10 protein-coding genes and 2 pseudogenes are annotated in these 14803 nt (G+C 64.9%); 8 read left to right on the top strand and 4 right to left on the bottom strand.

Translation table 11 applies throughout. The annotated features are described in order from the left end of the window. The first annotated feature begins 121 nt into the window (after window positions 1–121). The 8 genes and pseudogenes from sucC to M2165_RS09325 all read left to right on the top strand — a co-directional run bounded on the left by sucC (window position 122) and on the right by M2165_RS09325 (window position 7899). A pseudogene (gene sucC, locus M2165_RS09360) lies at window positions 122–1286 on the top strand (ADP-forming succinate--CoA ligase subunit beta). A gap of 66 nt (window positions 1287–1352) precedes the next feature. Continuing rightward, the gene (gene sucD, locus M2165_RS09355; RefSeq protein WP_280814373.1) at window positions 1353–2246 is read left to right on the top strand and encodes a succinate--CoA ligase subunit alpha; all 894 of its coding nucleotides are present in this window, start codon (window positions 1353–1355) and stop codon (window positions 2244–2246) included. Window positions 2247–2347: 101 nt separating this feature from the next. After that, window positions 2348–2467, top strand: a pseudogene (locus M2165_RS09350) (TerC family protein); the annotation flags it as partial. A 49-nt stretch (window positions 2468–2516) separates the two neighbouring features. Continuing rightward, complete coding sequence (locus M2165_RS09345; RefSeq protein ID WP_280814372.1) at window positions 2517–3323, top strand: Stp1/IreP family PP2C-type Ser/Thr phosphatase; 807 nt, start codon at window positions 2517–2519, stop codon at window positions 3321–3323. Between the two features lie 71 nt (window positions 3324–3394). Beyond that, entirely contained in the window at window positions 3395–4063 is a 669-nt protein-coding gene (locus M2165_RS09340; protein WP_280814371.1) for an FHA domain-containing protein, read from the top strand. A 37-nt stretch (window positions 4064–4100) separates the two neighbouring features. After that, the gene (locus tag M2165_RS09335) at window positions 4101–6362 is read left to right on the top strand and encodes an adenylate/guanylate cyclase domain-containing protein (RefSeq protein WP_280814370.1); all 2262 of its coding nucleotides are present in this window, start codon (window positions 4101–4103) and stop codon (window positions 6360–6362) included. 32 nt (window positions 6363–6394) lie between these two features. Next, window positions 6395–7198, top strand: a complete 804-nt coding sequence (locus M2165_RS09330) for a 3',5'-cyclic-nucleotide phosphodiesterase (RefSeq protein WP_280817504.1) — start codon at window positions 6395–6397, stop codon at window positions 7196–7198. A 200-nt stretch (window positions 7199–7398) separates the two neighbouring features. Beyond that, window positions 7399–7899 carry a pilin gene (locus M2165_RS09325; protein ID WP_280814369.1) on the top strand — a complete coding sequence of 167 codons (501 nt, stop codon included), beginning with the start codon at window positions 7399–7401 and terminating at the stop codon, window positions 7897–7899. An 897-nt stretch (window positions 7900–8796) separates the two neighbouring features. Here M2165_RS09325 and M2165_RS09320 read toward each other — a convergent pair. The 4 genes from M2165_RS09320 to M2165_RS09305 are packed head-to-tail and all read right to left on the bottom strand — an operon-like array spanning window position 8797 to window position 14803. Next, complete coding sequence (locus M2165_RS09320) at window positions 8797–12453, bottom strand: PilC/PilY family type IV pilus protein (RefSeq protein ID WP_280814368.1); 3657 nt, start codon at window positions 12451–12453, stop codon at window positions 8797–8799. Window positions 12454–12489: 36 nt separating this feature from the next. Then, window positions 12490–13179 carry a pilus assembly protein PilX gene (locus M2165_RS09315; RefSeq protein ID WP_280814367.1) on the bottom strand — a complete coding sequence of 230 codons (690 nt, stop codon included), beginning with the start codon at window positions 13177–13179 and terminating at the stop codon, window positions 12490–12492. Further along, a complete protein-coding gene (locus M2165_RS09310) occupies window positions 13176–14360 on the bottom strand; it encodes a PilW family protein (protein WP_280814366.1) in 1185 nt (394 codons plus the stop codon). Before M2165_RS09310 ends, M2165_RS09315 begins: the two co-directional genes overlap by 4 nt. Before the next feature lie 2 nt (window positions 14361–14362). Further along, window positions 14363–14803, bottom strand: coding sequence for a prepilin-type N-terminal cleavage/methylation domain-containing protein (locus M2165_RS09305; RefSeq protein WP_280814365.1), 441 nt, complete (start codon window positions 14801–14803; stop codon window positions 14363–14365).

Below are 14803 nucleotides of genomic sequence, written 5' to 3'. Positions count from 1 at the left end.
GTCCGCGGTTGTTCGCCGCCCCCAGCCGCCAGGCTGCCGTCGCCCGCGAGCAACAGAGCAGAAACAGCCTCAGACGCCAGATCTCCCGTTCTCAACCCCCTCCTTCCGAGAGACATCCCTCATGAAGATCCACGAGTACCAGGGCAAGGAAATTCTTGCCAAGTTCGGCGTGCCGGTGCCGCGCGGCATTCCGGCCTATACGGTTCAGGAGGCGGTCGAGGCCGCCCAGAAGCTTGGAGGCCCGGTGTGGGTCGTCAAGGCCCAGATCCACGCGGGCGGCCGCGGCAAGGGCGGCGGCGTCAAGGTGGCCAAGTCGATCGAGGACGTCAAGAAGCTCGCCGGTGAGATCCTGGGCATGCAGCTCAAGACCCACCAGACCGGCCCCGAAGGCCAGAAGGTGCGCCGCCTGTACATCGAGGACGGTGCGGACATCCAGAAGGAATACTACGTCTCGGCCGTGACCGACCGCGCCACGCAGAAGGTGGCCTTCATCGCCTCGAGCGAAGGCGGCATGGACATCGAGGAAGTGGCCCACTCCTCGCCCGAGAAGATCATCACCGTGTTCGCCGACCCGCAGAAGGGTCTGACCGACGAACAGGCCAAGCAGATCGCCGACGGCATCGGCATCCCGGCCGATTCCACCGCGCAGGCCGTGGACATCTTCAAGAAGCTCTACACCTGCTACATGGAGACGGACGCCTCGCTGGTCGAGATCAACCCGCTCAACCGCGACAGCAAGGGCAACATCATCGCCCTCGACGCCAAGTTCAACTTCGACAGCAACGCGACTGTTCCGCCATCCCGAGATCGTCGCGCTGCGCGACCTCGACGAGGAAGACCCGGCCGAAGTCGAGGCCTCGAAGTTCGACCTCGCCTACATCTCGCTCGACGGCAACATCGGCTGCCTGGTGAACGGCGCCGGCCTGGCGATGGCCACCATGGACACCATCAAGCTGTTCGGCGGCGAGCCGGCCAACTTCCTCGACGTGGGCGGCGGCGCCACCCCCGAGAAGGTCACCGAGGCCTTCAAGATCATGCTGAAGAACAAGAACGTCGAGGCCATCCTCGTCAACATCTTCGGCGGCATCATGAAGTGCGACACCATCGCCACCGGCGTGATCGCGGCCTGCAAGGCCGTGAACCTGCAAGTGCCGCTGGTCGTGCGCATGAAGGGCACCAACGAAGCCGAAGGCAAGAAGCTGCTGGCCGATTCGGGTCTGCCGATCATCAGCGCCGACACCATGGCAGAAGCGGCCCAGAAGGTCGTGGCAGCAGTAGCGAAGTGACTTTGCGGGACAGACCGCAGGCCGCGCAGCGGACCAGCTCTGTCCCCAACTGATTAGGAACACACCATGTCGATCTACATCAACAAAGACACCAAAGTCATCACGCAGGGCATCACCGGCAAGACCGGCCAGTTCCACACCGAGAAGTGCCAGGAATACGCGAACGGCAAGAACGCCTTCGTGGCCGGCGTGAACCCGAAGAAGGCCGGCGAGTCGATCTTCAACATCCCGATCTTCGGTTCGGTGAAGGAAGCCGCCCAGCAGACCGGCGCCACCGTGTCGGTGATCTACGTGCCGCCGGCCGGCGCCGCGGCCGCCATCTGGGAAGCCGTCGAGGCCGACCTCGACATGGCGATCTGCATCACCGAAGGCATTCCCGTTCGCGACATGCTCGAAGTGCGCAACAAGATGAAGGCCAAGGAAGCCGCCGGCGGCAAGAAGACGCTGCTGCTCGGCCCGAACTGCCCCGGCCTGATCACGCCCGACGAGATCAAGATCGGCATCATGCCCGGCCACATCCACCGCAAGGGCCGCATCGGCGTGGTCTCGCGCTCGGGCACGCTCACGTACGAAGCCGTGGCACAGCTGACGGAAATCGGCCTCGGCCAGTCCTCGGCGGTCGGCATCGGCGGCGACCCGATCAACGGCCTCAAGCACATCGACGTGATGAAGGCCTTCAACGACGATCCCGACACCGACGCGGTCATCATGATCGGCGAGATCGGCGGCCCCGACGAAGCCGACGCGGCCCGCTGGTGCAAGGACAACATGAAGAAGCCGGTGGTCGGCTTCATCGCCGGGGTCACGGCGCCTCCGGGCAAGCGCATGGGCCACGCCGGCGCGCTGATCTCGGGCGGTGCCGACACGGCCGAAGCCAAGCTCGCCATCATGGAAGAGTGCGGCTTCACCGTCACGCGCAACTTCTCCGAGCTCGCAAAGCTGCTGAAGGCACAGCTCTGACACGCGTTCTGCAGCTCCCCGCGTGACCGCGCAAAAAGAAGAAGACGCCCGCACCTGCTGCGGGCGTTTTTTTCGCCGCAACACGACGGGACGAGAGACATGGCCTCGCCATCGGCATTCCGCTGGTGATTTTTGGCTGTACGCTCACGGTCCAGCTCATGGAACGCTTTCCGATCATCGTCACACCGGGTGCCGCCCTCATCGGCTGGGTCGGCGCGCAGCAGCGGAGCACTGAAGCCGTCGCACGTCGACGCTCTTCTTGAAAACAACATGGCGGGTGCCGGCGCGTCCTTCTTTCCCGTACGACCTCAGCTGGCCTGGGATTTCGCGGCGCTGACCGACGTCGGCCTCGCGCGCACCCACAACGAGGACGACCTGCTGGTCGATGCGGCGCTCGGCCTCGTCGTGCTGGCCGACGGCATGGGCGGCTACAAGGGCGGCGAGGTGGCGAGCGCCATGGCCGTGTCGCTGGTGCACGCCAGCTTCGCGCGCTGGTCCGCGCAGGGCGGCCTGCAGGCGCCCGTGCGCGTGGTGCGCCGCGCGCTGCAGGCGGCCACCGACGAGGCCAATTCGGCCATCCTCGGCGCCAGCATGAGCAATGCCGATCTGCGCGGCATGGGCACGACGATGGTGCTCGCCGCCTTCCGGCCGCAGCGCGTGCTGGTCGGCCACATCGGCGATTCGCGCTGCTATCGCCTGCGCAACAACAAGCTCGAGCAGCTCACGCGCGACCATTCGCTGCGCCAGCAGCAGCTCGACGCCGGCGCGATCACCGCCGAGGAAGCCCTGGTCTCGCCCCACCGCAACCTGGTGACGCGCGCGGTCGGCGTGGAGCCGCAGGTGGTGCTCGAGATGCACGAGCACACGGCGCGCCCCGACGACCTGTACATGCTCTGCTCCGACGGGCTCAGCGAGATGGTGCCCGACGCGCAGCTCTTCGCCGTGCTGGCCCGCGACCTCGGGCTGCAGCAAAAAGCCGAGCTCCTGGTGTCAGTGGCCAACGACAATGGCGGCCGGGATAACATTTCCGTTGTTCTGGCCAAGGCGCGCATCGGCGATGCGTCCGAAGCCGCATAGTCGCAGGCCGAAGCCACCGCCGGTGGTCGCGGTCCGCGGGTGACAAAAATTCAGCCATCGGGGACTCGGCGATGCCGAAAATGATCATCTCGATCGAGGGGGCCGTGGTCGGGCAGGTGACGCTCGCCAAGGACAGGACGACGCTCGGGCGCCGCGCCTACAACGACATCGTCGTCGACAACCCCGCGGTGAGCGGCGAGCATGCGCTGCTGCACATGAGCCCTGCCGGCGAGGTCGAGGTCGAAGACCTCCACAGCACCAACGGCACCTACATCAACGGCCACGTCGTCCAGCGGCGCAAGCTCAAGGACAACGACATCATCGACATCGGCGGCTGCCGCATCCATTTCCGTGCCCGCAGCAACAGCCGCAGCCCGGCCGCCGATGCCGCCCCTGCGCGCGGCGCTTCGTCGGAGAGCGACTTTTCGGACGCGATCTCCCTGTCTTCGGCCCCCACCGAAGCCGGCGCGCTGGTCGAGCTCGGTCAGCCCGTGCTGCGCGTGCTCTCGGGCACCGATGCGGGCCAGGAAGTCTCGCTGCAGAAGGTGGTCACCACGATCGGCAAGCCCGGGGTTGCCGTGGCGGTGGTCACGCGCCGCAGGCAGGGCTACGTGGCCGCGAGCGTCATGGGGGCCGTCACCCTCAATGGCGCGCCGCTCGGTACCGAAGCCGTCGGGCTGCACGAGCGCGACGTGCTGGAACTCGGTGGTGCCACGCGCATGGAGTTCGTGCGGGTCTGAGCGCTCTTTCCCGCACGGCCCGTGAGCGCCTGATGCCATGAATGCGCTGAGGCGACACTGGCCGCGCATCGCCATCACCCTGGTGCCGGTGCTGCTGGCGCTGGCGCATGCCGTCGGCATCTGGCACCTGAATGCGCTCGACCGGCTCGACCGTCTGATCTACGACACCCGCCTGCGCGCGACGATGGCGGGCACCTTCGATCCGCGGATCGTGATCGTCGACGTCGACGACGCGAGCCTTGCGCGGCAGGGGCAATGGCCCTGGGCGCGCGACAAGCTCGCCCGCCTCACCACCGAGCTCACCGACCGGCAGCAGGCGGCCGTGGTGGGCTTCGACGTGATGTTCGTGGAGCCGGACCGCAGCTCAGGCCTCGACAAGCTCCGCGGCATCGCCAGCGGACCGCTGCGCGATATGCCGGCGCTGGCGGTGGAGGTCGAACGCCTGGCACCGGTGCTCGACAACGACGCCACCTTCGCGCGCGCCCTCGAAGGGCGGCGCGTGGTGCTCGGCTACTACTTCACGCGCACCGAGAAGCCGAGTGCCAAGGGCGAGCTGCCGTCGGCCCCGCTGCTGGCGCCCGACGCCTTCCCGCCCGGCCGCGGCTATGCCACGGTCTGGAACGGCTTCGGCGCCAGCCTGCCCGTGCTGGCCGCTGCGGCGCCTGCCTCGGGTTTCCTCAACACGCTGCAGATGGCCAGCGACGACGGCGTCGTCCGTTCCGTGCCGCTCATCGCGCGCTACGAGGGCGATCGCGGGCGGCCGGGCTACTACGAATCGCTGGGGCTTTCGGTGTACCGGCTCGCCAGCGGGTCGCCGCCGGTGCTGCCGGCGTTCGTCGAAGCGGGCGGCACGTCGCGGCTGCATTCGCTGATCGTCGGCGGGTTGCGCGTGCCCGTGGACGCGGCCGCGCGCGTGCAGGTCCCGTTCCGCGGGCCCGGGGGGCCGGACGGCGGCTCGTTCCGCTACGTGTCGGCGACCGATGTGCTCGAGGGGCGGCTCGCGGCGGGCGAGTTCAGGGACCGCATCGTGCTCGTCGGCGCCACCGCGCCCGGCCTGCAGGACTTGCGCGCCACGCCCGTGAGTTCGGCGTTCCCCGGTGTCGAGGTGCATGCCAACCTCGTCTCGGCCATGCTCGACCGCCGCCTGCTCTCGGTGCCCGACTATGCGGCGGGTTACGAGGTCCTCAACATCCTTGCCGCGGGGCTCGTGCTCGCGCTAGGCCTGACACTGCTGCCCGCACCGCGTGCCGTGCTGCTCGGCATCGTCACCATCGCGCTGTCGGCGGGCGCGAACGCCTGGCTCTACCAGCGCCACCACCTCGTGCTGCCGCTGGCGTTGACGCTCGCCATGGCGGTGCTGGCCTTCGTCTTCAACATGGGCTGGGGCTACTTCATCGAGTCGCGCGCGCGGCGTGGCCTGGAGCGGCTGTTCGGCACCTACGTGCCGCGGCAGCTCGTCGACGAGATGCTGGTCACCCCCGACCGCTACAGCATGCGCGCCGAGAGCAAGCACATGACCGTGATGTTCTGCGACATGCGCGACTTCACGCGGATCTCGGAGCACATGCCGCCGGCCGAGGTACAGGCCTTCCTCAACACCCTGTTCAGCCGGCTCACCAACGTCATCAGCGCCCATCGCGGCACCGTCGACAAGTACATGGGCGACTGCGTCATGGCCTTCTGGGGCGCGCCCATCGACACCCCGGAGCACGCCACCCTGGCCGTGCGCGCCGCGCTCGACATGGCGCAGGCCGTGCACGACATCAACAATCATCGCCGCGCCGAGGGCCACCCCGAGATCTGCGTCGGCATCGGCATCAACAGCGGCGTGATGAGCGTCGGCGACATGGGCTCGGCCGCGCGGCGCAGCTACACCGTGGTGGGCGACGCCGTCAACCTCGCCGCCCGGCTCGAAGGCCTGAGCGCGTACTACGGCGTGGAGATCGTCGCGAGCGGTGCCACCCGCGAACTGGCGCCCGGCTTCATCTGGCAGGAGCTCGACAGCGTGCTCGTCAAGGGCAGGGCCCAGGCGGTGTCCGTTCTCACGCCGCTGGGGCCCTGCACCGACGCCCTCACCGACGCCGCGCGGCGGCAGTCCGCCCAGCTCGAACGGTGGGAACGGGTGCTCGCCGCCTACCGCCGCCAGGACTGGGCGGAGGGTCGGAAACTGCTCGACCCCTTGCTCGCCGAGGACGCGAAAAAAGTCCTTTACCAGCTCTATGCGCAGCGTTTAGCCTCGATGGCGTTGCGACCCCAGGACCCTGAATGGGACGGCGCAACCCGGGTCGAAACCAAATGACCGCGACGAATTCAAGCGAGGGGTCTTCAACGATGCAGGTTCGCGTGCTGGGTTGTTCGGGCGCCATTGCCAAAGACTGTCGCACCACCTCGTTCCTGGTCGACACCGACCTGCTCGTGGATGCAGGCACCGGCGTCGGCGACCTCACGCTCGACGAAATGGCCGGCATCGACGACGTCGTGCTCACGCACTGCCACCTCGACCACATCGCCGCTCTGCCCCTCTTGCTCGACGCCGTGGGCGGCCGCCGCACCCGGCCGCTGCGCGTGCATGCCCTGCGCGCCACCATCGAGGCGCTGCGCGCGCATGTGTTCAACAACGTCATCTGGCCCGATTTCGAGAGCATTCCCAGCCCCGGGGCACCGTTCGTGAGCTTTCACGACATCACCGTCGGCCAAACGCTCGCATTGGGCAGTGCCTTTCCCAAGCAGGTGGAGGTTCTGCCCGCCGTCCACACCGTGCCGGCCTGCGGCTTCGCCGTCTGCCGCGCCAACGGCGGCGCACACTGGGTGTTCAGCGGCGACACCGAGCGCAACCCCCCGTTCTGGGACCGCGTCAACGCCCTCGACGTGGCCGTGCTCGTCATCGAAACCGCCTTCGGCAATCGCGAGAAGGCACTGGCCGAGCGCAGCCTGCACCTCTCGCCGCTCGCGCTGGCCGACGAGCTGTCGCACATCGATCCCGGAAAGCACTACCCGATCTACATCACCCACACCAAGCCCGCGGAAACCGACGAGATCATGAGCCAGATCGAGTCGCTGGCGGCGCGCCAGGTGGGGGGGTTGGCGCATCGGGATGTGCGGTGGTTGAAAGCTAATGGCGTACTGACGTTTTAGCGCGCCCGCAGGCACGGATGACAAAACTGTTCGATGCAATTTGCAAAAGCCGAAGAATTGTCACTTAATGTAAATAAGTCCGGAGAAATAATTCACGAAATTTGAAGTAGACGCTGTAAAGGCGCGTGGCACAGATGCTGCGGTTGATTGATTTCCGGGTGTAAACCCGGGTTTACGTCAATCAACCGGGAGTATCAAAAATGTTTAATCAGTCCAGTGCGCGTGCCGTACAAAAGGGTTTTACGCTTATTGAATTGATGATCGTGGTAGCGATCATCGGTATTTTGGCCGCGATTGCGATTCCGCAATACCAGACCTATGTTGCGAAATCGCAGGTTGCTCGTGCGATGTCGGAGACTGGTGCTTTAAAGACAGCTTATGAAGACTGTCTTAACAATGGAAAAACCGACATTGGTGCATGTGATCTTGGTGCCACCAGCTCCAACATTTTGAGCTTTACTTCACCTCTCGCTTCGACTGCCGGCACGGCCCTGGCCGCTGATAAAACTACCAATACCGTTGCACTGAACACCACGGGCACCATTGCAGGGACTTTCGCCGGTGCGGCAGCGGAAACGTTGAAGGGAAAATCTGCGAAGACCATCATTTGGACCCGTACTGCCGAGGGGAGCTGGCTCTGCGAAACTACCGCTGATGCGAAATACGCCCCCGCTGGCTGCCCGCCCGCCAAGAAGCCGTAATAGCCTCTTTTCAGCCGGTAGGGCCGCCTTACGAAGACCCCTGAAGGCATGAGGGCGGTTATTTAGGGGTGCCAGAGTTATCGAACACCACCTCCACCCGGAAATTCGACTTTACCGGAGCGCCATTCAGTTGGCCTGGCGAGAAAAAAGCGCTTGCAAATGCATGCCTAGCAATCTCGCTCAATGAGGGAGGAAGGGACGTCCCATCCTCCCTCACGTGTTTCACGCGCCCGCTTTCATCGATAAAGACAGAGAGGATGCCGACAAAGCGCTCCGCAGGGACACTGTCTTCCGGCGCACCCAGGACAATGGGTGCCACGGGGGACGGCGCAACCGTGAGCAATCGCCGCGGAAGGTAGTCGCTGCCATCGAAGCCGTCCGTCGATGTGATCTGCGAGGTCTCGAAAGCAGCGGGGGGTTGCGGCATCGAAGTGGACGAGCTCGGCTCTGCGGGTTGCGGAAGCAAGCGGTCCGAAATGCGATGCAGTGGCACCTCGGAGACTGACGACCTTGGACTCGCCTCTCCGTCGCGCATCGCGGTGGTGTCAGAGCCTCCTTCGGCTGGAGCCGGGGTCACCATTTCGGGTTGGGGTGCGCTCGACGCTCCATGTCGCGCCTCGGCCGGCCTGACTTCGACGCGGAGGCGCACGACCTTCGACCCCGAGCCGTCGCTTTCACCGGAAGTTGCGTATTCAGCCGACGCCCGAGGCGGATCGGGTGGCGGCGGAACCCTGTACGCGAGCACCGCAGCATGCAGCGCCAGCGAGAGCCCGGCGCACAGCAGCAAAGGCCGCTGGCCGCGCTGCAGCCAGGAACGCCCTGCAGGCGCGGCACTGACCCCGCCCGGCGAGACCTTGGCGGCTTCCATCGCGCTCGCGGCCCCTTCGACCAGGATGCTCAGTCCGCCAATTCCCGCCACGAACTGCGAAGTGGATTGTTTCCCGAGCCCGGCGGGTTCCCTCCGGATTCACCCCGCAGGCGGCCATCTGTCGTCGGCCGGATCACGATCGTGCTGCCATCCTTGAGCTTGACCCAGCTCTGACCAGCGATCAATGAGCTGGCACTCCAGAGCTCCCCGGCGTTGAGAAGAGAACTCGAGCCGTCGCTTGCATTGAGGAAATAGCGCCAAGATGAGCCGCCCGAACTGCAGGCATCGCCGCTCGGGATGCCCGTTGCCACGGAAACAACGCCGAACTGGAGCGCCAGGTTGGTGAACACGCGTTCGCCGCTGTGTGGCAGGTCCGCCCACCATCCGTTGTTGCTGCTCCAATTGACCGGGTTCTTGCTGATGGTCGCGGTATTGCCCGACACAGTGAAGGTCTGACGCACCATGCTGTTGTTGTTGCGAACGTCACCCAGGCCGGTCTCCGTCAGTGAGTCCTTGACCGCATAGATGCTCTGCTGCGTCTTGTCCTCCACGTCCGCAGCGCCAAGATAGCGACCCGTGGCGACCAGGATCACCGGCTTGCCCGAGATCTCGACCGTTTCCGGACGCGTGGTGATGGGCTGCGGCGTTGTCCCATTGACCTGGAACTTCGCGAGCAACAGCGCGCCTTGGTTCGGCAACACCAGATTGTCGATGTCGAAGCGCCAGAGGTTGCCTTGCAGATCGCCGCCATAGAAGCGCTTGGAAGTGTTGTCGGACACATCGTCGATCCAGGCGTTGATCTTCGCGAGGCCGCTCGGATCGGTGGTCGTTCCCGCCGTGGTGGGGATGTCACCGCTGATGACCTTGGCGCCCGTGTTCGCGTTCAGCACGAAGAGGCGTCCCTTGCCGTCGCCGGTGTTGCCGTCGCTCGTGCCGTTGTTGTAGCCCGAAGCGAACACCACCACCCAGGTGCCGTCCTTCCGCTTGGTGATGATCGGATTGCCGAAAGTCAGACCCAGGTTCGGATCGGTGAACTCCCAAAGGGGCTTGGGATCTTCAGGGTTGGTGATGTCGAGCGCGTAGTAGCTGCGCCCGCCTTTGTTCAGTCCGCCGACGAGGATGGTCTTCCATTCGGAGCCGACCTTGATGTCGCCGATGACCGGCGCGCCATCGACGAAGTAGCGGTGCCGCGATTCGTACGCGGTGTCCGCGAGCCTGTACATCTCCGGCATCACCGCGCTGGGCACATAAGCCCAGCGCTCGGTGCCGGCGTCGGTGCCGCTGGCCGAGAAGGCGTGCAGCATGCCGTCGTTGGCGCCGACATAGACCATCGGCTTGCGGTCCTTGTTGGCGATCACGAAATTCGTGTAACCGGCGTCGCTGTAAGTGAAGGGCGGCTTGCCGACATAGGCGGGAGCGCCGTTGATGATGTCACCCAGCACGCCGCCGGCGCGGGGCCGGTACAGCGCGCGGGTGGTACCGTTGGCCGTGCTGGCTGCTTCGAAGGTGCGGTCGCCGCGAAGGAACTTGACGAGGTTGTCACCGCTGTTGATCTTGGTCTTCTCGGCATCGGTCGCGTTGTCCAGGCACTGAGCGGCCACCAGAGCCCGCGTGCACAGGTTGCTGAAGTAGCTGCCGTAGCCGTCTGCATTCAGACTGGTCCAATCGAAAGCCTGCCGCACGGTGGTGTTGGGCTTGCGGTAATAGATCTTGCGATCGGCGTAGGGCGTGGCATCGAGCTTTGCCTTGGCGGACCAGACCGCCGTGGTGCCGATCGCGCCGGTATCGCCATTGAGCGTGAAGGCCTCGACATCGCCGCTCCACTTCTTGGTGGTGTAGCTGGCCTTGTAGACCTGGTTGTTGTCGCCTGCGACCAGTTCCAGCGCGCTCGTGGAGGCGGCCGACGAAGTGCCCGAGACTTCCTGGATGGTGTTGACCACACCGCTGATGGCTTCGGCCAGGGCGCTGGCATTGAGTGCCGAGTAGTACTGGCCGCGGCCGTTGACGGCGGCGTGCCAGAGGTCGTCGATGTTGGTGGCGTTGCCGCCGTTAGTCGTTGCTGCCGGTGTGGGCCATTCGGCCGTTCCGTTGGTCAGGTTCACATAGGAGCCCGAGGTCTGGGTCAGATAGTTCCGGTCGTAGTCCAGCGTGCCGTTCACACCGAGGCCGATGGTGAACGTCGTCATGTGCTGCGAGGTGGCGGTGTCTCGCCCTGCGGGCACGATGTTGTTGGAGCACACGTCCTGCTCGGAACCGGAGGTCGAAGATTTGCAATTTCCGAGATCGGCGGTCCGCAGGTCGGTCTTGTAGTAATAGGCCGCCACGTCGGCCAGCGTGTCGCTGGCACCGTTGTCTTTCATCGGCCGAGGGTCGGCACCGTCCTGCTGCCCCACAGTGGTCGCGCCGTCCAATTGAAACGCCTTGTAGGTAGTGCCTTCGCTGCCCGTGTTCCAGTAGCCGTCCGTCGAGAGCAATGCATAGTTCCGCTGGCAGGAATACTGCATCGGATCGTAGGTCTGGCCGCTCATCTTCTTCGCGAAATAGCGGCCCGCCTTGGAGAGTGCGCCGCGCAACGGCGTCGTGGAATTGCCCGTTGCCGCGTAGAGCTTCGTATAGAACGCCTGCTTGTGGGTTCCCCCGAAATCGTCGACGTCGAGGAAGCCCGCATTCGCTTGCACGCCTGTCTCGCTGATCGTGGTGAATCCCACGCGGTAACCCGCGTCGAGTCCCAGCATGGCCTTGCCGGTGGCGGTGCGCATGAGCAGGCGGCGTGTTCGGTAATACGAATACCAATTGGCGTAGTTCTGGGCCTCAGCGGACGTGTCGATCAACTGGACGGTATCGAACAGGGCCTTCCCGGCTGAGGAACTCGTTCCATACGTGCACTCCTTGTAGAAGGTCGTCGTCGTGTCAACGCCGCTGCTGCTGTACTTCCACGCCATCTTCGGCTGGCTGCCCTTGTAGACGTAATACGTGCTGAAAGTCGTGCGGGTGATTGCCCAGGTACTGGCGCTGCCACTCCCGGAAGAGGACGTGACGTTGACCGTGAGCGTCCTGGTCCCTCTGCTCCAGCTGCTGGTCGAATTCTTCCATTCCGTCACGACGCCGGTCATGATCTTGGCACTGCTGCCAGAGCCCGAGACCAATTGCACGATATCGCCAACGCTGAACGTGTCAGCCGCATAGCTGTCCGTGAATAGAAACGATTTGCTCCCGCTAGAAACCGTGACGGCCGAACTGGTGGTGATGGAGGCGAGCTGTGTTGTGCCTCCCAGGTCTTCGGAACCCGACTGATCGAACCCGTCGGTCCACGCCGCTCGGAAGGACGCATTGGGGAAGGGCGTTCCTGCGTAACTCACGGGGGGGGAATAAGTCACCGATGGGTCGTACGCGACGCCGTTGCACTGCGCACTGCGGTAGCCGAAGGTTCCGGAGTTGCTCATGTCATCGGGCATGTACGCATTCGCCATACTTCCCGAGTTGTCCAAGATGAAGAGCAAGTTGGGCTTCGCCTTGACATTCGGCCGCGTGGCAAGCGGCTCGTCGAGGATGAGCGTGTCTGCCGCGGTCGAAAGGCCTGGCACGACGCATGCCAGTACACCCATGCTCAATGACAAGATGCCAAGCGCGGTGCGCGCCGAGCGCGAGTCGGCACGCCACCGGCGGCGGATGGAACTGTGGGACATAAGACGGACTCCTCGTGTCGCGAACCCGCGCACTTGCTAGTAGAAATTGACGATGGTTTCGGTAAAGCCGACCGTGTTGCGCGCACCGAGCACGCGCACGACGATGCGGTAGTACGGGCCGCCGGTCGTGCTGAAGCGCGGCGTCGCATAGTCGATGAGACCGCGCCCTGACGCCGACGTATTGCTGGCCAACGGTTGAGCGCAACTGTTGTTGATGTCGTCGTTCGCACTGCCTTCCGCAGCGCACAACCGGAAGATCACGTAGCGGGCCTTGTTGCCCCCGGTGACCGCAGCGGCGTTGACCGACTTGAGTTCGCATGAGCCGAACGAGCCTGCTGCGGCGTACGGGCATTTCTTGTCCTGCTCGTCGCTCCAGTCCACCAGCTTCCGGTTTGCGACCGCCTGCTGTTGCTGGCCGGTCACGTCGACAGGCGCATCCTTGGTCTTGTCCGCCTTCAGCTCCTTGGTGCTCGCGTAATAGCCGGCGGCCGGAGCGTCGTTGTTGAGGCTGGCGGCATTGGCCTTCAGCCATGCAATGGCTTCTCGCGTCGCCTGGTCACCCGCAACGGTGGCGTCTTGCTTGAAGCCGATGTTGCCCAGCACCAGTGCGCCGGTGTCGACCGAGCGCACCAGCGCGAGTGTGGCGAGCGAGAGGGCGACCAGCGCGAGCAGTGCGAAGAGCAGCGAGACGCCACGCTGTGCGCGAAAGGAGATTTGAGGTTTCATGGCGTGGCTGCCGAGTTCCAGAGCATGTTGCGCAACGGCACGATCGTGTCGTAGACCTTGTAGCGGTAGTGCTCCCACTCGGGCACGTGGCTGATCTTGAGCGGGACGCATTTGCTGGTGCCGCAGTCCGTCGCGCCCGTCAGGGTGCTGTTCGCGCCGACGTCCCACAGCGGTGCGGACTTCGTGACGGACTCCCTCTCGTACTGGGTGCTTCGCGCCACCACTGCGATGCGGATCGCCAGAACCTTCTTCCAGTCAGCGGATGTGAGCGGTGTCACCGCGTCGTAGGCGCCGACCTGGCCCGGCGTGACCGTCTCCTTGCCGTAGAGCGCTTGCAAGTTGACGATCTGGGGATAGAGCGCCTCCGTGCTCGAGGCGGCCTCGGCCGTACGGGCGGTGACTTCGAGGTTTTGCGTGCCCGTATTGACCGTGTACGTGTTGAACGACAGGCTTCCCATGTTCAGGAGATAGCTCTTTTCGAGGTACCCGCCGGCCGGAAAGACATCGCTGGTGTTCCACTTGCTTTTGCTGGTTCCGCCTGCAACGTGAGGAACACGGCGCCAGTCGAGGGTGGTGTCGGTGGGCGTGGCCGCGCCGTCGTCGGTCACGCTGAAGACGGCGCACCAGTTGTCTGCATCCCATTTGCCATCGGCAGGAACGGCGATCATCAAATCGCCCACCGCGACACCGAACGCGGATTTCACGGTGAATGAGTTGCCTGTCTTCGCGTGATTCTTGGTCACGAGCAGGGGCGCGGAAAAGTTGGCTTTCCGGCTCTGCAGCACCGTGATTTCGTCGGGGGCTCCATTGGCACCGTCCTTGATGACCACCGGCGCCAGCGTCGGCTCGAACTTGAGCGCCACGGTACCCGCCGGGGCATCTGGATCCTTGAAGCTGCCCTTGACCGCGCAGCCCAGCGCCTCGAGATTTCCCACGGCGCCGTACCCTGCCATCTGGATATCGCGCTGCATCGTGTAGAGCGACAACGCGCCGTTCACCTGGGCGTCGCTGCCGGAGGAAACCGTCCGCTTCTTGCCCTCCGCGAGCGAGGTGACTTCGGTGATGACGATCACCGTGAGCATGCCCAGCACGAGCCCGACCATGAGTTCGACGAGGGTGAAGCCGCGGGCCGAGCGGAAGCTCCGCCGGCGCATATGGAGAGGGGGATGGATGTGCTTCATGGTCAGCTCGCCGTCCTGAGCGCGATGGTGCTGCGGGTCACGTACTTGTGGGTTTCGCCGCCAGGCATCGTCCATGAGACCGTCACCGCGACGTCGCCGCTGGCCGCGACAGTGATCACGGCGCTCCCGCTTGGCAACACGGTGGCCACCTTGGCGCGCCATTCGAGGCAGCTAGGGGCGGTGCAGGTGGTGGTGCCCTGGTAGCCGGACAGATTGGCGATGTCGACCCACATGCGGCCGATGACTTCGCTGGCGAGGTTGGATGCGTCTGCGCGCAGCTTGGAGTCGGTCTGCGTGCGCGTCATGGTGCTTTGCAGGCCGACAAGGCCCAGCACGCCGAGCATGAAGATCAGCATCGCGACCAGCACCTCGATCAGGGCGATGCCGCGATGGCGAGGGGGTGCGGAGGCCCGGCGTGACCGGGCTTTGAGTGGTGCGTGCAT

Origin of the sequence: Variovorax sp. TBS-050B (assembly GCF_029893635.1) — a bacterium.
GTDB lineage: Bacteria > Pseudomonadota > Gammaproteobacteria > Burkholderiales > Burkholderiaceae_C > Variovorax.
Note: the sequence above shows the minus strand (reverse complement) of the source record. Positions and strands in the feature narration are given on the sequence as shown.